The sequence below is a fragment of the Streptomyces sp. LZ34 genome, from assembly GCF_053890475.1.
In genome coordinates this window covers 3,260,494-3,279,637 of the sequence record NZ_CM132680.1, presented here as the reverse complement: position 1 = coordinate 3,279,637, position 19,144 = coordinate 3,260,494, and the positions used below count along the sequence as shown (strand labels likewise).

At 73.7% G+C, this 19,144-nt stretch carries 14 protein-coding genes; 7 read left to right on the top strand and 7 right to left on the bottom strand.

From position 1 onward, the window contains the following. The first annotated feature begins 17 nt into the window (after positions 1-17). Entirely contained in the window at positions 18-1,427 is a 1,410-nt protein-coding gene (locus tag ACWY4P_RS12390; RefSeq protein ID WP_456212900.1) for a phytoene desaturase family protein, read from the top strand. A gap of 109 nt (positions 1,428-1,536) precedes the next feature. After that, entirely contained in the window at positions 1,537-1,983 is a 447-nt protein-coding gene (locus ACWY4P_RS12385) for a nitroreductase family deazaflavin-dependent oxidoreductase (RefSeq protein ID WP_456210588.1), read from the top strand. A 31-nt stretch (positions 1,984-2,014) separates the two neighbouring features. Here the strand turns inward: ACWY4P_RS12385 and ACWY4P_RS12380 are convergent, their stop codons facing one another. Further along, on the bottom strand, positions 2,015-2,947 hold the full coding sequence (locus ACWY4P_RS12380; protein ID WP_456210587.1) for a LysR family transcriptional regulator: 933 nt from the start codon (positions 2,945-2,947) through the stop codon (positions 2,015-2,017). A gap of 97 nt (positions 2,948-3,044) precedes the next feature. Here ACWY4P_RS12380 and ACWY4P_RS12375 point away from each other — a divergent pair, with 97 nt between their 5' ends. Continuing rightward, positions 3,045-4,046 carry a PhzF family phenazine biosynthesis protein gene (locus tag ACWY4P_RS12375; protein WP_456210586.1) on the top strand — a complete coding sequence of 334 codons (1,002 nt, stop codon included), beginning with the start codon at positions 3,045-3,047 and terminating at the stop codon, positions 4,044-4,046. Between the two features lie 99 nt (positions 4,047-4,145). Here ACWY4P_RS12375 and hemC read toward each other — a convergent pair whose 3' ends face one another. The 5 genes from hemC to ACWY4P_RS12350 all read right to left on the bottom strand — a co-directional run bounded on the left by hemC (position 4,146) and on the right by ACWY4P_RS12350 (position 13,333). Then, entirely contained in the window at positions 4,146-5,081 is a 936-nt protein-coding gene (gene hemC, locus ACWY4P_RS12370; protein WP_456210585.1) for a hydroxymethylbilane synthase, read from the bottom strand. 93 nt (positions 5,082-5,174) lie between these two features. After that, entirely contained in the window at positions 5,175-9,404 is a 4,230-nt protein-coding gene (locus ACWY4P_RS12365; protein WP_456210584.1) for an SAV_2336 N-terminal domain-related protein, read from the bottom strand. A 3-nt stretch (positions 9,405-9,407) separates the two neighbouring features. Then, positions 9,408-10,376 carry an AAA family ATPase gene (locus ACWY4P_RS12360; protein WP_456210583.1) on the bottom strand — a complete coding sequence of 323 codons (969 nt, stop codon included), beginning with the start codon at positions 10,374-10,376 and terminating at the stop codon, positions 9,408-9,410. Continuing rightward, positions 10,370-12,832: a VMAP-C domain-containing protein gene (locus ACWY4P_RS12355; RefSeq protein WP_456210582.1), complete on the bottom strand. Its 2,463-nt coding sequence runs from the start codon at positions 12,830-12,832 to the stop codon at positions 10,370-10,372. Before ACWY4P_RS12355 ends, ACWY4P_RS12360 begins: the two co-directional genes overlap by 7 nt. 3 nt (positions 12,833-12,835) lie before the next feature. Next, on the bottom strand, positions 12,836-13,333 hold the full coding sequence (locus ACWY4P_RS12350; protein WP_456210581.1) for a CU044_2847 family protein: 498 nt from the start codon (positions 13,331-13,333) through the stop codon (positions 12,836-12,838). 150 nt (positions 13,334-13,483) lie between these two features. Between ACWY4P_RS12350 and ACWY4P_RS12345 the strand changes: the two genes are divergently transcribed. From ACWY4P_RS12345 to tnpB, 3 genes are all read left to right on the top strand, one after another. Beyond that, positions 13,484-14,956 (top strand): AlkA N-terminal domain-containing protein, encoded by a 1,473-nt coding sequence (locus ACWY4P_RS12345; RefSeq protein ID WP_456210580.1) that lies wholly within the window; start codon positions 13,484-13,486, stop codon positions 14,954-14,956. 29 nt (positions 14,957-14,985) lie between these two features. Next, on the top strand, positions 14,986-15,519 hold the full coding sequence (locus ACWY4P_RS12340; protein ID WP_456210579.1) for a methylated-DNA--[protein]-cysteine S-methyltransferase: 534 nt from the start codon (positions 14,986-14,988) through the stop codon (positions 15,517-15,519). A 276-nt stretch (positions 15,520-15,795) separates the two neighbouring features. Continuing rightward, positions 15,796-17,259 carry an IS607 family element RNA-guided endonuclease TnpB gene (gene tnpB, locus ACWY4P_RS12335; RefSeq protein WP_456210578.1) on the top strand — a complete coding sequence of 488 codons (1,464 nt, stop codon included), beginning with the start codon at positions 15,796-15,798 and terminating at the stop codon, positions 17,257-17,259. A 251-nt stretch (positions 17,260-17,510) separates the two neighbouring features. Here tnpB and ACWY4P_RS12330 read toward each other — a convergent pair whose 3' ends face one another. Next, entirely contained in the window at positions 17,511-18,257 is a 747-nt protein-coding gene (locus ACWY4P_RS12330; RefSeq protein WP_456210577.1) for an SIR2 family NAD-dependent protein deacylase, read from the bottom strand. A gap of 118 nt (positions 18,258-18,375) precedes the next feature. On the opposite strand from ACWY4P_RS12330, the gene ACWY4P_RS12325 reads away from it, so the two are divergent. Beyond that, positions 18,376-19,119 (top strand): hypothetical protein, encoded by a 744-nt coding sequence (locus ACWY4P_RS12325; RefSeq protein WP_456210576.1) that lies wholly within the window; start codon positions 18,376-18,378, stop codon positions 19,117-19,119. Positions 19,120-19,144: the final 25 nt, after the last annotated feature.

Genomic DNA, 19,144 nt, shown 5'->3' with positions numbered 1-19,144 from the left:
GACCCGACGTGCCGTCCATGCTCGACGCGGTCGTGGTGGGTGCCGGGCCGAACGGGCTGACCGCGGCCGTCGAACTGGCCCGCCGCGGCCTTGAGGTGGAGGTCTTCGAGGCCGCCGAGGCGATCGGCGGCGGCGCCCGCACCGAAGAGCTCACCCTCCCCGGCTACCGGCACGACCCCTGCTCCGCGGTGCACCCGCTGGGCGTGGGCTCCCCGGCCTTCCGCGCCATGCCGCTCGCCCGGTACGGCCTGGAGTGGCTGCACCCCGAGCTGCCGCTGGCCCACCCCTTCCCGGACGGCACGGCCGCCGTCCTGGCCCGCTCGGTCGGCGAGACGGCCATGTCGCTGGGCCCGCGCGACGCCGGTACGTACCGCCGGCTGGTCGCCCCGTACGTCGGCAGATGGGACACCCTCGCCCGCGACTTTCTGCGCACCCAGTGGGACGGGGTGCCCGCCGACCCGGTGACCTGGGCGCGCTTCGGACTCCACGCCGCCCAGCCGGTCTCCCTCCTCAACCGCCGCTTCCGCGACGCGAAGGCGCGCGCGATACTCGCCGGAATGGCGGGCCACGCCATCTCGCCGACCAGCGGGATCGGCACCGCGGGCTTGGCGCTCTTCTTCGCGCTCGCGGGACACGAGGTGGGCTGGCCCGTCCCGCGCGGCGGCTCGCAGGCGATCTCGGACGCGCTCGGGTCGTATCTGCGCGAGCAGGGCGGCGCGATCCACGTGGGCGTGGAGGTCAAGCGGCTGGACGAGCTGCCGCCCGCCCGCGCGTACGTCTTCGACACCTCGCCGACCGCCCTGGCCCGGATCGCCGGGCTCGGCAACGCGTACCGCCACTTCCGCTACGGGGCCAGCGTCTTCAAGATCGATTACGCTCTGGACGCCCCGGTGCCCTGGACCGCGCCGGAGGCCCGGCGCGCCGGCACCGTCCACGTCGGACCCACCGCCGGCGAGATCGGCACCGCGCTGCGGGCCGCCACCGAGGGGCGCGCCCCCGCCGTCCCCTTCCTGATCACCGCCCAGCCCAGCCTGGTCGACGACTCGCGCGCCCCGGCGGGCAAGCACGTCTTCTGGGCCTACGGCCATGTGCCCCGCGGCTGGGACGGGGACGCGACCGAGGCCATAGAGCGGCAGATCGAGCGCTTCGCGCCCGGCTTCCGGGACCTGGTGCTCGCGCGCGCCGTGGCCGGGCCGCCCCAGCTCGCGGCGCGCAACGCGAACTACGTCGACGGGGACATCGGGTGCGGCGCCTTCGCGGGCCTCCAGACCGTGATCCGCCCCAAGCTGGCCCGCGTCCCGTACGCCACGGCCCATCCGTCGGTCTTCCTGTGCTCCTCGGCCACCCCGCCGGGGCCCGGGGTGCACGGCATGTCCGGGCACCACGCGGCGCGCGCGGTGTGGCGGCGGCTGCGCGGCCGAGGCTGACCCGGCCCCTTGATCCCGGCCGCTGATCCCGGCCGCCCGGAATGCCGAGGCCGCGGCCGGGCGTTGCACCCTGCGAGAGCCGCAAGTCGTCGACGATGGGACGGAAACCATGCCTCTGCAGGGCGAGTACGAGCCGAGCACCGAGAAGTGGGTGCGCGATCAGGTCGAGCGGATCGAGAGCTCTGGTGGCACCAAGGGGATGTCGCTTCGAGGGATGCAGGTCATCCTCCTGACCACCCGGGGCGCGAAAAGCGGCAAGATCCGCAAGACCCCGCTGATGCGGGTCGAACACGAGGGCGCCTACGCCGCGGTCGCCTCGCTGGGCGGCTCCCCCAAGCACCCCGTCTGGTACTACAACGTCGTGGCCGACCCCCGGGTCGAGCTGCGGGACGGCACGGTGAGCCGGGACATGACAGCCCGGGAGGTCCACGGGGAGGAGAAGGCCCGGTGGTGGGCGCGGGCCGTCGAGGCGTACCCCGACTATGCCGACTACCAGAAGAAGACGGACCGCCAGATCCCGGTCTTCGTCCTGGAGCCCGCGGCCGAGGACCACTGACAGATCCCTGGCGGCTGATTCAGCGGCTGATTCAGCTGACGCTCCGGTCGCCGCCGATCAGACGCGTCAGCTCGTCGGCGACCAGTTGGGCGGCAGGGGAGGTCCAGCGCCTGCGGTGCCGGGTGAGCTGGACCGGCACCGGCGGCATCGGCGGCCCGTCGACCCGGGCCAGGAGGCCGTCGCGCAGCTGCCGCTCGACGGTCGCCTGCGGCAGCAGCGTGAGCCCGAGCCCGGCGGCCACGCAGGAACGGGCGGCCTCGATGCTGCCGAACCGGGTCAGCCGGGGCCGTGCGCCGGGGAGCGCGAGCAGGGTGCGCACCAGCCGGTCGCTGTACGAGCAGCCCTCCTCGTGAACGAAGAAGCTCTCCTCGGCCAGCTCCTGCCACCCCGCCTCGCGCCCGGCCAGCCGGTGGTCGGGCGCGGCCACGTACATCAGCGGTTCGTGTGCGATGGGCCGCGCCACCAGATCGGCGGCCGTGTCGTTGCCGGCGTCGTTGACATCCGGCTCCAGCAGCAGCGCGAGATCGAGCCGCCCCGAGCGCAGCCCCTCCACGGCCCCGGCGGTATCGGCCGCGTGCAGATGGACGTCCACGCCCGGGTGGGTGCGCCGCAGCGAGGCGATCACCCGGGGCAGATGTGACGCGCACAGCGATTCGCCCGCGCCGAGGGCCACCTGGCCCTCCACCGCCCCGCCCGCCCCCTCGCCGTTCCCGGCCGCCGCGGTCGCCCGCAGCCGGGCCTCGGCGTCCAGCACCCGCTCCGCCTCTTCGAGCAGCCGCCGACCGGACGGGGTCGGGGTCGTGCCGGCGGGCAGCCGGTCGAACAGGCGCGTGCCGAGCTCCCGCTCCAGCGAGCGGACCTGGACGGTGACGGTGGACTGGGCGAGGTGCAGCTCGGTGGCCGCGGCGGTGAAGCTGCCGGTGCGGGCCAGGGCCACGAAGGTGCGCAGAAGTCGGGTGTCCATGGGTACCGCAGCCTACCTGGGGCTATCGGAGTTCTCGATGGGAGTGAGCGAAAAGAATCGTTGGACACGATGGGAGGGCCGGTGAAACGGTGGCTCCATGACCGCACACACGGCACACACGGCACACACCGCAGACACGGCACACAGCACACACGGCACCCCCGGGGTACCGGCCGCTGAGGCCGACCAGGTCCTGCGCTACTCCGCCTTCACCACCGACCCCTCCGGCGGCAACCCCGCCGGGGTAGTCCTCGACGCCGCGGCGCTCGACGACGCCGAGATGGTGGCCGTCGCCGCCCGGGTCGGCTACTCCGAGACCGCGTTCATCACGACGCGGGACGAGGCCGCGCGCCGCTACGGGCTGCGCTACTTCAGCCCCCGCGCCGAGGTGGCCTTCTGCGGGCACGCCACGATCGCCACCGCCGTCGCGCTCGCCGAGCGCGTCGGCCCCGGCGAACTGGTCTTCGACACGATGGCGGGCGAGATCCGCGTGGCGACGACCCTGGGCGATGGCGCCGATGGCGCCGATGGCGCCGATGGGGCCGATGGGGCCGATGGGGCTGGCGGGGACGGCGGGGCGCCGCAGGCCACTCTCACCAGCGCGCCCGCGCACTCCCGCCCGGCCGACGAGGCCCTGACCGATCAGGTGCTGAAGGCCCTGCGCTGGACCCGGGACGACCTGGACCCGGCCCTTCCGCCGCATATCGCCTTCGCGGGCAACGACCACCTCGTCCTCGCCGCCGCCACCCGCGAGCGGCTGGCCGACCTGGACTACGACTTCGACGCGCTGGAGGAGCTGATGCGGGTCCATGAGTGGACCACCGTCCACCTGGTGTGGCGCGAGGCCGCGGACCGCTTCGACTTCCACGCCCGCGACCCGTTCCCGCCCGGCGGCGTCGTGGAGGACCCGGCCACGGGCGCGGCGGCCGCCGCCTTCGGCGGCTATCTGCGGGCGCTCGGGCTGGTGACGGAGCCGACCAGGGTCCGGATCCGGCAGGGCGAGGACATGGGGCGCCCCAGCAACCTTCTCGTCGACGTACGGCCCGACGACGAGCGGGTGCGGGTCACGGGCCGGGCGGTGGCGATCCCGGGAGCGTAGGGGTGCGTCCGGCGCCTCAGTTTGCGGTGGGTTTGCGCCGGTGACACGCCGACGGCACGGCGTGTCGCCGGCGTGTCACCGTCGCAAACTCACTGGCGCTCAGTGCGGGATGGTGTCGATGACCTCGCGCGCCCCCTGGCGCAGCAGGGCCACCGCCACCGAGGTGCCGAGTGTGGCCGGGTCCAGCGGGCCCGCCCACTCGTGCGCGTCCAGCACCGTCTTGCCGTCCGGGCTGAAGACACGGGCGCGCAGCGAGAGGCGGCCGTCGCGCTCGGCCCGGGCGTAGCCCGCGATGGGGGAGTTGCAGTGGCCCTGGAGCACATGCAGGAGCATGCGCTCCGCCGTGATCTCCTTCCAGGCGTCGGCGTCGCCGAGCCCGGAGACCGCCTCGATGGTCGCGGTGTCGTCCTCGCGGCACTGGAGCGCCAGCACCCCGGCGCCGATCGGCGGGCACATCGTCTCGACGGGCAGGATCTCGCTGATCCGGTCCATACGGTCGATGCGCTCGAGCCCGGACACGGCCAGGAGCAGCGCGTCGCACTCGCCCGCGTCCAGCTTCTCCAGGCGGCGGTTGGCGTTGCCGCGCATCGGCACGCACTCCACATGCGGGTGGGACACGGCCAGTTGCGCCACGCGGCGCACCGACGAGGTGCCGATCCGCGCGCCCTCCGGCAGCTGATCGAGCGTCAACCCGCCGGGGTGGACCAGCGCGTCGCGGATGTCGTCGCGCTTGAGGTAGGCGGCGAAGACCGTACCCGCGGGCAGCGGCCGGTCGGCGGGGATGTCCTTGACGCAGTGCACGGCCAGATCGGCCTCGCCCGCCAGCAGCGCCGCGTCGACCTCCTTGGTGAACGCGCCCTTCCCGCCGAGCGCCGACAGGTCGCCCATCCACCGGTCGCCGGACGTCGTGACCGGCACCACCTCGGTACGGATGCCGGGACGCAGCGCGGCCAGCTCGGCGCGGACTCGCTCGACCTGTGCGAGGGCCATGGGGGAGGAGCGGGAGACAATGCGGATGAGGTCGGTGGACGACATGGCGTACACGATAGGGCCTCGGCCACGCGCCCCGGGCACCGGCCGGTGGCACCCCCGTACGCTTCGCCCGTCCGGGCTGGTGAGAGCGCCCGCTCAGCCCGCTCGACCGCCGCCCGGTGAGGTGAAGCCCTCAGCGAGAAGGACGGCCAGCTGCCGGTAGGCGGCGAGAGTCTTCGGGGGCAGGGCGCTGACGACCATCTGCCCGCTCGCCAGGCCAGGGTCGTAAGGGATGGCTACCATGGCGCGGCACTCGCGTTGGGGGACAAGCTTGGAGTATTCGAGCGGGTTGAAGTTGTCTTCCCCCGTGATCACGACGATGCTGCGGCGCAGCAGCTCGGCGTGGCCCTGTGCGGTGATCCAGCCAAAGGTCGCGTCGACGTCGGTCGGTCTTCTGCCGTCCTTCGCCGACCAGACGATGACCAACTGATCGGCGAGGTCGAGGACTCCGGGTGGCACGGTCCTCTCCGTGTCGGGCGTCACGTGGATGAGCGCGAGCGGATGCGTTGCGCTCAGGGCCTCTATGACCGGCTGGGCTGGGTGGCCCGCTTCGTTGATGGGACGGCCGTCTGGAGAGGGCCTCTCACGGCGGACTCTGAAGCCGCCGTCGCTGGTCCGTCGCAGCTCAGTGACGACATACAGATCAGGCAGTAGGCGGCCGAGCCGGTCGGCCAGGTCGGCCAGGTCCCGCAACTCCGTACCGGCCTCGCGCTGTGACGGGCGGCTCGCTCTGCCGGCCCCCGGACGGATGCCGAGCACGATGACGCGATCGGGCCGTGCCTCGGCGAAGACCTTGCCGAGTTGGAGGGTCATCCCGGTTGCCTCGGTATCTCCTTGGAGGCCGAGTACCACGACGCGGTGGCCGGACGGCAACGGCGCGAGGAGGAGTTCCCGCTCGCGTTCCCGAGTGCCGTCGTCGGTTCCCGAGCTGGGAGCTGTGCGCATCACCATACGGGAGAAGACATCCGCGATCTCGGCCGCCGTCGGCCGGTCCCGGCGCGGGTTGAACAAGCAGGAGGAGACCAGGGTCCGCAACGGCTCCCAGACCGCGCCATCCCATCGGGACCCGGCCCAGTCGACGGCCTTTTCGGTGTAGGTTCCGGCCGTGCTGGGGTACCACCCGATGGTGCTGATGAGCCCGCGCCGCTCGGAGGCGGTCGGCCGGCCGCCGCCCAGAGCCATCAGGATCTCGCCGAGCGCGAAGACATCGTCTGAGGGAGTGAGACGCCTGCTCAGGCGCCGGGGCCCCCGGTCGATGACGGCCGTCTGCCAACCGATCAGCTTCACCGTGCCATCGGCGACGAGCACCGTATCCGTCGTCAGCTGGCCGTGCACCATCCCCTCGGCCCAGCAGAGACTCACCGCCTCGGCCACCTGGCTGCCGAGGCGCACCGCCGCCCGCGCGTCCCAGCCGTCCGCCGTGCCGTCGGACAGCAGGGCGGTCAGCGTTCGGGCCGGGGAGCCGTCGGAGGCGAGGATCAGCTCCTCGGCGATCCACGGGGGTTCTCCGTCCAGGTCCTGCCCCAACAGCTTCGGCGCGTAGCGGCCCGCCATCCGGCGCAGCGCTTCCGCTTCCGTGCCGAGCTCCGCGAACGCGCCCCGCCGCCCGGACCCCTGGCCCACCGTGCGCAGCAGGGTGGGCTCCCCGTTGGGGCCCTGCCCCAGGTACGCGGTCGTGCCGTTGTGGGTACGGATGTGGCCGTGCAGGGTGCACGGGCCGAGCGAGCGCGGGTCCTGGTCCGACAGGGGGGCCCAGCCATGGGCCCGCTGCTCTCTGGTGAGCTCCGGGGCGGACTCGGTCACAGGGGGCGGGACGGCCGGATCGGGCCGCTCGAACGCCTCCCAGACCTCCTGCGCCGTCGGCCGGTCGTGCGGATCGGGCGCCAGACAGGCCAGCACGACATCGCGCACCGACCGCCAGGGGCCGCGCCAGTGCGACAGGTCGTACGGGTCGCCGTGGGCCCCGAAGCGTGCCCCGCCGCCGAGGTCCAGCAGGATCTCGGCGAGTTCGTGCACATTGTCCTCGGGGGTCGGCAGCACGCCGGGGTTGGCCGGTGACGGGACGCCGTCGATGCAGGCCGCGGACCAGGCGGTCAGGAAGAGCCCGTCGTCGGAGACATAGACGGTGGCCTGCCGGAGGTCCCCGTGCGCCATGTCCTCGGCAGCGCACACCCGCACCGCGTCCGCGAGTTGCCGGGCGACCGCGAAGGCCCTGTCTCCGTCGCCGCTCAGTGGCATCTCGCTCAGCCGCTCCGCGGTGAAGGGCTCTTCGGCGATCCATGGAGTCGCGCAGTCGAGGTCCTGCCGCAGCAGCCTGGCCGCGTACCGTCCGTTCATCCGGCGCAACGCCTCCGACTGCACACGGAGCAGGTCGGCGGCCCACGGCCCGTTCACCGTGAGCGCGGTGTGGATGACGACCTGTTCGCCGTACGCGTCCTCGTCCCCGATGTAGGTGGTGACGCGGAACCCCGACGGGTCGGTCATCCGCAGCGTGTACGGGCCGATGGCGCGCGGGTCCTCGGGCCCTAGCGGACGCCAGCGGTGCGCCGGCAGTGGCGCTGCCCTCGCGACCGGCGACGCGCCCAGCCGGGCCGCCAACCGCCGCCCCACCGTGCCGAAGGGCCGGGCTCCCGCCCGGAGGCGGTCGGCGCCCGACGGGTGGGCGAGCCAGGCCGGGAAGTCGGGGGAGTTGCCCGCGAGTTCCTTCAGGCGGCGGCCGATCAGCTCGCGGGTCTCGTTGAGTTCGGGCAGCGGCACGGCGCCCAGCAGCGCGCGCCGGACTGTGTCGGTGAAGGTGAAGGGGCGTTGCTGGGGCGGAAACGGCCCCGGGCCCGCCGAGGACGGGGGCTCGGTCGGGCGCATCAGCCCGCCGAGGAAGACCTCGGCCAGGTGCCCCGTGTCCGCCTGCCACTCCACCGATTCCTGCACCAGCCGCATCACGGGCACCGGCAGCGGGGCCACCGCGGCCAGGTGGGCGGCCAGGCGGTACGCCTCGGGCGAGGCCGCCTCCCGGAAGCGTTTGAGGCGGCTCAGCTCGTCCCCAGGCCTGGCGGGGGCGGAGGGCGTGGCGGCAGGGCGGCGGGGGCGCGGTGGGGTCAGCAGGGGGAGTACGGCTGTGCCGCTCGCGGAGGCGATCAGCCGGGCCCAGTCGGCCAGCGGCCCGGCGTCCGGCTCCAGGACGGGTACGGGGACGCCGTCGAAGCGCGCGAGTTCCGGGGGCAGTACGGGGTCGGTGACCGTCCAGTCCGTGCCCGGCGAGCCGGGCCTGCGGGTGCGCACCTGCCAGCGCTGCGCGCGGATCCCGGTCCCCTCCCACAGGCGCGGCGGCAGGGCGTGCATCACGGCCGTCGGGCCGAGGCCCGCCCAGCGCTCCAGTACCGCGGTCATCCGGCCGTCGCGCCACGCCGCGCCCACCCCGTCGCTCAGCACCAGCACCAGCGTGTGCCCCGACGGGTCGGACACCGCCGTGACGGGGAGGGTGGGCGCCTCGGGGACGTACGGCTTGGCGCGCAGCACGGGCGCGTCGGCGCCCCGCGTGTGGAGGCCCAGGACCCGTACGACGCGGAAGGCGCCCGCGCGCTGCAGCAGGGTGCGCAGCTCGACCGCCAGCCGCCGCCACAGCAGCATCGACATCCCGTCGTCGACGACGAGCGCGAGGTCCAGCCAGCGTTCGCGGGCCGGGCGGGTGACCACGTCGGGCAGGCCGGTCTCGGCGAGCGCCGTCGCGGTGGCGACCTCGTCGACCTCCCGCTTGAGCGGGTTGGGCCGGTGCTGCTTGAGCGGGCGCAGCGCCCGCCCGATGGGCAGCTCGGCGCGGAGCGCCTTGGCCTCCGGCACCCGCAGCGGCAGCGCGCGGCGCGCGGGGGACGGCGGGGGAGCGCCGGGGTCGGTCGGCGGCGTCTCGGCCGCTCCGTACAGACCGCTCGTGCCGTCGCCCGGCCCGCCGTGCCGCGGCGGTACGGGGGGCTCGGAGGGCTCGACGCGCGACTTCGGCGGCAGGGGGGATACGGGGGATACGGGGGATACGGGGGTACGGGGCCGGGCGCCGGGGTCCGGCGGCCGGGTGGTGGTGTCGGGGGAGGCGCCGGAGGTGGCGGCCGTACGGGCGCGCTCCAGCGGCGCCCCCGACCCGGTCGACCCGGTCGGCCCAGTCGCCCCCGGCCCAGCCGCACCCGCTGCCCCCGCGGGCAGCCGTGTAGCCAGCCAGAGCGCGTCGAGCAGCTGCTCCTGGGAGAGTCGCGCACCGCTGTCCGCGAGGATCGCGAGCGCGTCATCCAGCAGCCCGAGCGCCCCCGGCCGCCGCCCGCCCCGCCCTTCCCCTGCCACGGGTCACACCACCCCGCCCAGCCGGTGCAGCACCGCGTCCAGCAGCCCGTCAGCCGACAGGTCCACGCCGCTCGCGCGCAGGAACACGGCGTTCAGTAGCTGGTCGGTGGCCAGCTGGCGGGCGGAGCGGCGGCGCAGGAACGCCTCCAGCAGGCGGTCGACGTCCTCCAGCGCGTCCTCGCCCAGATGCGCGGTGACGATCTCCCGTAGCCGGGCCTCGTCGGGGGTGGGCAGCTCCAGGCGCACGCAGCGGCGCAGGAAGGCGGGCGGGAAGTCCCGCTCGCCGTTGCTGGTGATCACGACGACGGGGAACTCCTGGCAGCGCAGCCGCCCCCGCCGTACCGTGGCCCGCTCGTCCGCGCGCTCGGTGAGCACCTCGACCACCGACTGCTCCTCGGGCAGCCGGGCCAGCTCGGGGATCTCGAACTCGCCCTCCTCGAAGACCGTCAGCAGGTCGTTCGGCAGATCCACATCGCCCTTGTCGAGCTCGTCGACCAGCAGCACCCGGGGCCGCGGGCCCGGCACCAGCGCCGTCCCGAGCGGCCCGAGCCGTACGAAGCTCCCCAGGGATGGCTCGGTCTCGCCGCGGTCGCGGCTGAGCGAGGTCTCCCGCAGCCGCCCGATCGCGTCGTAGCGGTAGAGCGCGTCCTGCACGGTGGAGCGGCTGTTGACCGGCCAGTGCAGGACCTCGCCCAGGTCGAGCTCGTGGGCGATGGCGCGCGCAAGCGAGGACTTGCCCGTCCCCGGCTGGCCGGTGACCAGCAGCGGGCGGCGCAGGTGCAGCGCCGCGTTCACCACGTCGGCGTGTTCCGGCGAGATGAGATACGGCCGGGCGGGGGCGGGGCCGTCGGCCGGGCCGCCGTCGGGCGCGACGGGGCCGAAGGTGCGCCAGGGCGGGGCGGGCGGCATCTCGACCGGGCGCTGTCGGCCGTCTCCGTGGAACAGCCGCCAGCTGTCGTATGTGGTCACCATGCGAAATCCTCCGGGTCGTCGAAGTCGGTCGGGTCCGTCAGCTCCAGCACGGGCAGCGGCCGGCCGGCGTTCGGCAGCGGCCCGTCCGCGTCCAGTGGCGGCGGCGGCACGTCGGGGTCCGAGTGCGGCGGCGCGTCGGCGTCCGGCAACAGCGGATGGTCCGGCAGCGGATCGGTGTCTGGTGCGGTGCCTGGTGCGGCGGCCAACACGAGCTGGTCCTCCTGCAACCACCAGCTGGGCTGCCGGATCATGTCGGTGGTGACCGTCTCGGCCGGCGGGGGCGTACGGACTTCGTCCATCGCCAGCCGCTCGTACAGCCGCTCTTCCTCCTCCGGCACCGGCCGCCCCGCCCCGTCCGGCGGCAGCAGATCGGGGTCCGCCCAGGCCAGCACCGGGCGGCCGGGGCAGGGCAAGGGGCGCTGGAGCGCCATGGTCCGGTAGATCCGTACCTGCTCCGGCAGCTGCCCGTGCGCGTCGGTGAGGTGGCTGAGGGCGGGGCAGCCGGGCTTGTCGCCGCGGTCCCACAGCACCACGGGCACACCCGCGGCCAGACACGTCTGCACGGCGGTGGAACGGCGCTGCCCCGACGCCACGATGTCCGCCCGCCCCGCGAACCGCCGTTCCATCAGCAGCCCGTACAGGGCCCGCGAGCTTTCGGCCGCCTCGTCGTCGATGTGCAGCGGCTCCTCGATGTCCAGCCGCCGCCACCGCTCCCGCCAGTCGGAGAGGATCGTGTCGCCGCCCAGCTCGCGCAGCTCCGGGCAGTTGACCACCACCGGGTACTCCGCGCCGAGCACCCGCGGCAGCAACTGGTCCGGGTCCTCCCAGTCGTCGAGGGGCAGCTCCAGCGAGTCGCGGTCCACGACCAGTTCGACGACGGGAAGCAGCCCGTCCGCCCGGCGCAGCGTTCCGACGACCGCCAGGATCTCCCGGGCCACTTCGCCCGACGTACGGGGCCGCTGGTCCTGCTCCGAGACCGGCTGCGGGCCGGACCCGTCGTCGCACCACAGCCGCCTGCGATAGCGCTCGGGGCCGTCGTCGCTGGTGGCCGACGCGCGCAGTTCGACCAGCACGCGCGGCGGGGTCGGCCGCCACTTCTTCGCCCAGTCAGCGGCGTCCTTACGGCGGTCCCACAGCGCCGTCTCGTGTACGCCGAGCCGTTCGGCGACCCAGTCGCACCACTGCCGCAGCGCCGTGCCCGGGCCCCCGCCCGCGCCCGCGCCCGCCGCGCCGGCCCCGGAGCAGGCCGCCGCCACGTACTCGACGGCGCGCAGCAGCCTCGGCACGGCCACCCCGCCGTACGGGTCGGGCACGCTGTCGCCGTGCAGGGTCTCCAGGTGTTCGACGAGCGCGGCGTGGCTTCCGCCGCCGTTCAACAGCGCCGCGGGCACGGCGGCCAGCGGCAGCGCAGCCCGTACGGCGGCGGGGATACGGGCCGCGGCGGGCGCGGGCAGCGCGTCCAGGAGCCCGACCAGCCGCTTGTACTCCTGAGGTGAGAGCAGCCGTGGCAGCCCGCGCCGGCGTGCCACGGCCAGCAGTTCGTCCGCCAGGTCCCGCGCGGTGGAGCGCAGGGTCTCCACCAGGGCGGGCAGCGCCCGCTCCTGGGTGAGCAGCAGCCGGGCGAACTCCTCGACCGGCGGCGCCCCGTCGGCGCGGTGGCCGAGGCCGCACTGCCGGGCGACGGCCCGCCCGCAGCGCGCCCAGACCTCGCCGGGCGGCAGCGGCCCGTCCAGCAGGGCGACCAGCTCCGGGTAGGCGGGGTGGTCGCGTGCGCCGTCCTCGGGACCGGCGGTGAGATGGGCCAGCCCCTTGCCGCCCAGCTCCTGCCGGACGCGCTGCCAGGGGATGCCCCAGGCGCGGCGGACGCGACCGCCGTGGATGTCCAGCTTCGCGGTGACGAGCCCGACCACGACGCTCTCGTCGTCCGACCACAGCGGGCCGCCGCTGTAGGACTGTCCGACGTCCAGGGAGTGCTCGTCCCCGTCGAAGTAGCCGAATTGGCCGTCGCAGTCGGTCACTTTGGAGTCGACGAAGACCCCCGGCTCCCCGCTGCCGTGCCAGGCGCGGATGCGCTGTGCCTTCGCCATGGCGTGCCAGGGCGGCGGCTGGAACGCGGGCGGCAGCGACCCGGTCACGCGCAGCACCGCGAGATCGCCGTTCCACTCGTAGCCGCCCAGCCCGCCGTCGTGCAGCCGCGGCGGGATCCACGCCGTCAGCTCGGCCTCGCGCTCGGCGGTGACCCCCCGGACGATGATCCGCACCCGCACCGCGACCGGGCCCGGGTGGTCCGGGGCCAGCAGGTCGGGCCTGCCCAGGGCGCTGTTGACGACATGCGCGCAGGTCAGCAGGTGCTGCCCGGGCAGCAGCACAGCGGAGCCGGCGGGCCCGCCGTCGGCCTCGGTCAGGACGGAGACCGCGGGCCGTGAGGAGGGCCCGTGCGTGTGGAACCACCCCATGGCTCAGGCGGCGGGGCCGGAGCCGGAGCCATCGTCCGGCCGCACGGCGGCCACCCGGCCCTGGTGGTCTCCCTGGCCGGCGTCCAGCCTGTTCGCCTGCGCGTCCGGCTCAGCCTCTGCCTCTGCCTCGGCCGACAGCTGCCAGGTGGCCGAAACGGTCAGGCTGGCCTGTCCGTTGGCGCCCACGATGCCCAACTTGTAGTCCTGCCCCACCTGCACACCGAACTGCACATTGATCTCGTGCGGCGGGTTCGGCACGGCGCGCACCGCGTCGTGCACCTCCTGGAGCAGCGGCCCCAGCGGCCGCAGCACCGCACGCAGCCCCTCCTGGGCCAGCGCCGCCGCGGCCCGCGACCTGCGCCCCACCGCGGTCACGCCGCCCACGCCGCCGATCCCACCCGGTGGCCCTCCCGCTTCGCTGCTCGGGGCCACGCCCACGGGGGCCAGCTCCAGCCGTACGGAGGTGTCGTCGGCAAGCAGTATCTCGGCGTAGTCCGTCACACCCCCATAATGCCGATCTGGGCGCCTCTGGTCTGCCCGTTCGCCCCAACGCGCCGGGCCTCCGCACGAGGATGGGGCGCGCACCGGCCCGCGAACCTCGATGTCGGATTCTCGCGAGCCTCGCCCCTCCCCATCCCCGATGCTTGAGCCATGCATACCGACACCGAGCGGTGCCTGCGCGCCGCCCAGGCCAAGGACGCGCGGTTCGACGGCTGGTTCTTCGTGGCCGTCGTGACCACCCGCATCTACTGCCGCCCGAGCTGCCCGGTCGTCGGCCCCAAGCCCGAGAACATGAGCTTCTACCCCAGCGCGGCGGCCGCCCAGCAGGCCGGCTTCCGCGCCTGCAAGCGCTGCCGCCCCGACGCCAGCCCCGGCTCGCCGCAGTGGAACGAGCGCGCCGACCTGGTCGCCCGCGCCATGCGGCTGATCGCCGACGGGGTCGTCGACCGCGACGGGGTGCCCGGCCTCGCCGCCCGCCTCGGGTACAGCACGCGCCAGATCGAGCGGCAGCTGCGCGCCGAGCTCGGCGCGGGCCCGCTCGCCCTGGCCCGGGCGCAGCGCGCGCAGACCGCCCGGCTGCTCATCGAGACCAGCGGGCTGCCGATGGCGGACATCGCCTTCGCGGCCGGGTTCGCCAGCATCAGGGCCTTCAACGACACCGTCCGCGAGGTGTTCGCGCTCTCGCCCACCGAGCTGCGGCAGCGGGCGAAGCACGGCGGACGGTCCGCCGCGCCGGGCGCGCTGACCCTGCGGCTGCCCTTCCGGGCGCCGCTGTGCCCGGACAACCTCTTCGGCCACCTGGCCGCCACCGCAGTGCCCGGCGTGGAGGAGTGGCGCGACGGTGCGTACCGCCGCACGCTGCGCCTGCCGTACGGACACGGGGTCGTGACACTGCGCCCGGAGCCGGACCACATCGCCTGCCAGCTGTCCCTCACCGACATGCGCGACCTGGCCGGGGCGATCAGCAGATGCCGGCGCCTCCTGGACCTGGACGCCGACCCCGCCGCGACCTGTGACCTGCTGCGCACCGACCCCGACCTCGCGCCGCTCGTCGACAAGGCACCGGGGCGCCGGGTGCCGCGCTCGGTGGACGCCGACGAGTTCGCGGTGCGCGCGGTGCTCGGGCAGCAGGTGTCCACGGCGGCGGCCCGTACGCACGCGGCCCGGCTGGTGACCGCACATGGCGAGCCGGTCGAGGACCCGGCGGGCGGGCTGACCCATCTCTTCCCGACCGCGCGGGCCCTGGCGGGCCTGGACCCCGAGGCGCTGGCCATGCCGCGCACCCGCCGCGCCACGCTCATCGGGCTGATCGACGCGCTCGCCTCGGACCGCCTCGCCCTCGGCATCGGCAGCGACTGGGACGAGGCACGGGCGCGCCTGGCCGAACTGCCCGGGATCGGGCCGTGGACCGTCGAGGTCATCGCGATGCGCGCCCTCGGCGACCCGGACGCGTTTCTCCCGACCGACCTCGGGGTGCGGCACGCCGCCGCCGAGCTGGGGCTGCCCGCCACCCCGGGGGCGCTGACCCGGTACGCGACCCGGTGGCGGCCCTGGCGCGCGTATGCCGTCCAGTACCTGTGGGCCACCGGCGACCACCCGATCAACTACCTGCCCGCGCAGTAAGAAATCTCTGGAAGCGAAAGAAACCCACCATGTCCCGCACCCACACCGTCATCGACAGCCCGTACGGGCAGCTCACCCTCGTCGCCGACGAAACCGCCACCGAGACCGCCACCGAAACCGCCCTGGCCGGGCTCTATATGACCGACCAGCGCCACCGCCCGGCCGAGGAGACCTTCGGCGCCCCCGGCGACCCCGACGAGTCCCCGTTCGCCGAGACCATCCGCCAGCTGCGCCGCTACTTCGCGGGCGAGCTGACCGAGTTCGACCTGCCGCTGCGGCTGTCCGGCACCCCGTTCCAGCGCCGCGTCTGGTCCGAGCTGCAGCGCATCCCGTACGGCGAGACCCTCTCGTACGGACAACTCGCCGACCGTCTCGGCCAGCCGACCGCCGCCCGCGCCGTGGGCCTGGCCAACGGCAAGAACCCGGTGGGGATCATCGTCCCCTGCCACCGCGTGGTCGGCTCCACCGGCAGCCTCACCGGCTACGGCGGCGGGCTCGACCGCAAGCGGCAGCTGCTGGACTTCGAGGCGCGGGGACGCCGGCCCGAGCTCGAACTCTTTTGACGGCCCCCTTTTTTTTGACGGACCAGGCATAGCAGCGCGCCCCCGCACACGTCCAAGGAGGTGACACACGAGCGCGAGACGAAGACGACCGATCACGGGGCTGAAAGCTGCTGAGTAATCCATCAAGCGCATCTCAGCCTCTTCCCCGCCTTGTATAGGCCCGGGTCTTTGCCTTCCCGGATGGAAACGGGCGTTCCTTCATCGAATCTGTGACCTTTGCGCGTGGTGCTCGTTGGGTGCGGTGAGGGATTCGTCGAGCAGGGGGGAGGCAGCGACGTGAGGGGGAAGTTCGGGCCGCGGTCCGGCTGTGTGGTGCAGGCATACAGGTTCGCTCTCGATCCGAACTCCGGGCAGGAGTGGGCGCTGCGTTCGCACTGTGGTGCCGCCCGCGCCGCCTATAACTGGGCAGTGTCCTGGGTGACGGCCTCGTGGTGGCAGCGCAAGGCCGAAGCCTCCTACGGCATCGGTGAGGAGGAGCTGACGCCGTGGCGGCCTTGGACGCTGCCCGCGCTGCGCAAGGAGTTCAACCGGATCAAGACCACCGACCCGAGATTCGCTGAGTGGTGGCGAGAGAACTCTAAGGAGGCATATAACACCGGCCTGTCGAACGCGGCCGCCGCGTTCGACAACTACGCCAAGTCCAAGCAGGGCAAGCGCAAGGGGTGCCGGGTGGGTGTCCCGCGTCGGAAGCCGAAGCGGAAGGCCCGCCTGGCCTGCCGGTTCACTACCGGCACGATCCGCGTCGAGCCGGACGGCCGACATGTCACGCTGCCCCGGCTGGGCACGATCCGCACCCATGAACCCACGCGGAAGCTCCTTGTCCGTATCCAGGCCGGGACGGCGCGCGTTCTGTCCGCGACGGTCCGGTATGAGCGCGGGCGTTGGTTCGTCTCGTTCCAGGTGGAGGCAGCCCGGGAGATCATCCGCGTTGCCCGGCCGGATGTGGTGGTCGGGATCGACCTGGGCGTCAAGCACCTCGCGGTCTTGGCCGACAGTTCCGGAGGGACACGCTATGAGCCGAACCCGAAGCACCTGGACGGCGCCCTGAAGCTGCTGAGGTTTCATTCCCGCCGCGTCTGCCGGCGGCAGGGGCCTGACCGCAGGACCGGCCGGAAGCCGTCCAGGCGGTGGGAGAAGGCCAACCGCGAGCGCAACAGGCTCCACCACCGGGTGGCGAACCTGCGCGCCGATGCGCTGCACAAGCTCACCACCCGCGTGCGCGCCGAGTACGGCACGGTGGTGGTCGAAGACCTCAACGTCGCCGGAATGCTCCGCAACAAACGGCTTGCCCGCCGTGTGGCCGATGCCGGGTTCGGGGAGATCCGGCGCCAGCTCACCTACAAGGGCCGGCGGAATGCTTGCCCCACCATCGTGGCGGACCGCTGGTACCCCAGCTCCAAGACCTGCTCGAACTGCGGCGTAGCGAAAGCCAAGCTGCCGCTGCACGTCCGAGTCTTCGCCTGCGACGCCTGCGGCCTGGTCCTCGACCGGGACGAGAACGCCGGGCGCAATCTGGTCGCTCTCGTGGCGGCCTGCAGCACTGGTACCGGAGTGGCCGGAGACCAGGACACGCCAGGCGTGTCGAAGCCCCGTGGAGCCGACCGTAAGACCCGCCGTCAACGCCTTGGCCGGAACACCGGCCGAGGCGGGCGGGCAGGTGGCGCAAGCCTGCCGCATCCGCGGCGGAAGGAAACGGGAGACCGTCGTCAGGACGCCGAAGCGCAACTCGCGCTCTGGTGACACCGTCACGGACCTTTCAGACGGAAACGTCTGGAAATGCTGAGAGTCACTGAGACTTTGAGTAACGGAACCATGAATGACGAGGAAGAGAGCGCCGCTTCCGCGAATTCGCCGCGGCGCGCTCGCTCGCCCGCGCTGATGCGCACGGCGACCCTCCTGACCGGCGGCGACACCCACGCCGCCGAGCTGCGCATCCAGCTGCGCCGGGCGCTCGCCCGTCCGCTCGGCACACGGACGGGCGCCGTACCGCCTCACCCCTCCGCCGCGATGCGCTCCAGCAGCGCGGGCAGCGCCGTGCCGATGGGCTCGCGGATCAGCTCGTCCGCGAGCTCGTCGTACGGCGTGGGCTCGGCGTTGACGATGATGAGCCGGGCGCCCGACTCCGCGGCCATCCCGGTGAGCGAGGCCGCGGGCTGGACCTGGAGGCTGGTGCCGACCGCGATGAAGATCTCGCACGCCTCCGCCACCGCGACCGCGCCCGTCAGCACCTCCGGATCGAGGTTTTCCCCGAACATCACCGTGGCCGACTTCAGAATCCCGCCGCATGCCAGACAGGCCGGGTCGGGCTCACCGCCCGCCACCCGCTCCAGGGCCTCCGCCATCTCGGAGCGCGCCTCGCAGCGTGTGCACTGCACGGCCCGCGCCGTGCCGTGCAGCTCCAGGACCTTGCGCGCGGGGAGCCCGGCGAGCTGGTGCAGCCCGTCCACGTTCTGCGTGATCACCCGGACCGGCGTACCCGACCGCTCCAGCCGCGCCACGGCCTCATGCGCCCGGTTCGGCTTGGCGCGCAGCGCCTGGCTGTCCCGCCGCATCTGCCAGGAGCGGCGGCGGATGTCCGGGTCGGACATGTAGTACTCGTACGTCACCAGCTTCTCGGCTTCCGGATCGCGCCGCCACAGCCCTTGCGGGCCGCGGTAGTCGGGGATCCCGGAGTCCGTGGAGATGCCCGCCCCGCTCAGGATCGCCACGAGAGGTCGGCGCGTCGCTTCGGTGCTCATGGGGCGAGCGTACGCACCGGCAACGGAGGTCGGCGAGCGCGTTTATCCGGACCGTTTATACGGAGAGGTAGAGTCCGCCTCCGTAGGTGATCGGCGCGGCGGAGGCGAAGAGTTCCAGATGACGCGGTCTGTGTGGCTGAGCGATACGAGCGTGCAGCACAAGTGGGACAAGAAGAAGGGGGATCCGCCGCCGCCCCAGGACGGGCGCGTCACCCTGGAGATACGCACCTCCGACGGCCCCGACCCCGAGGGCGGCCGGACCATCCGGACCGTGGCCTTCCCCGAGCGGCTGCTTCCGCCCGGCGGCGGCCACGACGAGTACCGCGCAGCCCGCAAACAGGGTGTCCGCGCCTTCATCCTCTGGGCCGACCCGCACCGCACCCACGTGTTCGCGCAGGTCGTGACCAAGTCGGCGGCCAAGGGCGGCCCCGCCACGTACGAGGTGCTGGGCGCCGCGGGCGAGCCCCTGGCTCTCATCACCCGCGAACCGGCCATGAAGGGCGGCAGGGTCCGCACCCGCTGGACCGTCCAGCCGGCCGGGGCACAGCCCGTCGCCGGACTCAAGGGGCGGGCCTTCTGGTGGGGCGTGTGGTGGCTGATCTCCCCGATCCAGCTGGTCATCATGGTCGGCAGCCTGATCGCGGCCAGCGGCGACATCGCGCGTATGCCGCGCCGTACGAAGTGGCGCGCGGGGGACCGGGTCGTCCTCGACTGGCACAACGGGGTGGCGGACAACTTCGAGCTCGACGTGGTGGCGGACGGGTGGGACGAGCGCGTGACCGCGTCGCTCCTCGCGCTGCTCGACAGCCACGACAGCTGGCTGGGCGACGCGTGGGACGCGGTGGACCGCAGTCGCGCGTAACGGGCGGTCCCGAACCACGGACCAC

Bases quoted from the DNA above. Each gene is read 5' to 3' on its own strand.
- ACWY4P_RS12375 (WP_456210586.1), top strand. From the start codon at position 3,045: ATGACCGCACACACGGCACACACGGCACACACCGCAGACACGGCACAC.
- ACWY4P_RS12355 (WP_456210582.1), bottom strand. From the start codon at position 12,832: ATGGGGTGGTTCCACACGCACGGGCCCTCCTCACGGCCCGCGGTCTCC.
- ACWY4P_RS12390 (WP_456212900.1), top strand. From the start codon at position 18: ATGCTCGACGCGGTCGTGGTGGGTGCCGGGCCGAACGGGCTGACCGCG.
- ACWY4P_RS12380 (WP_456210587.1), bottom strand. From the start codon at position 2,947: ATGGACACCCGACTTCTGCGCACCTTCGTGGCCCTGGCCCGCACCGGC.
- ACWY4P_RS12325 (WP_456210576.1), top strand. From the start codon at position 18,376: ATGACGCGGTCTGTGTGGCTGAGCGATACGAGCGTGCAGCACAAGTGG.
- ACWY4P_RS12360 (WP_456210583.1), bottom strand. From the start codon at position 10,376: ATGGTGACCACATACGACAGCTGGCGGCTGTTCCACGGAGACGGCCGA.
- ACWY4P_RS12385 (WP_456210588.1), top strand. From the start codon at position 1,537: ATGCCTCTGCAGGGCGAGTACGAGCCGAGCACCGAGAAGTGGGTGCGC.
- ACWY4P_RS12340 (WP_456210579.1), top strand. From the start codon at position 14,986: ATGTCCCGCACCCACACCGTCATCGACAGCCCGTACGGGCAGCTCACC.
- ACWY4P_RS12330 (WP_456210577.1), bottom strand. From the start codon at position 18,257: ATGAGCACCGAAGCGACGCGCCGACCTCTCGTGGCGATCCTGAGCGGG.
- ACWY4P_RS12345 (WP_456210580.1), top strand. From the start codon at position 13,484: ATGCATACCGACACCGAGCGGTGCCTGCGCGCCGCCCAGGCCAAGGAC.
- hemC (WP_456210585.1), bottom strand. From the start codon at position 5,081: ATGTCGTCCACCGACCTCATCCGCATTGTCTCCCGCTCCTCCCCCATG.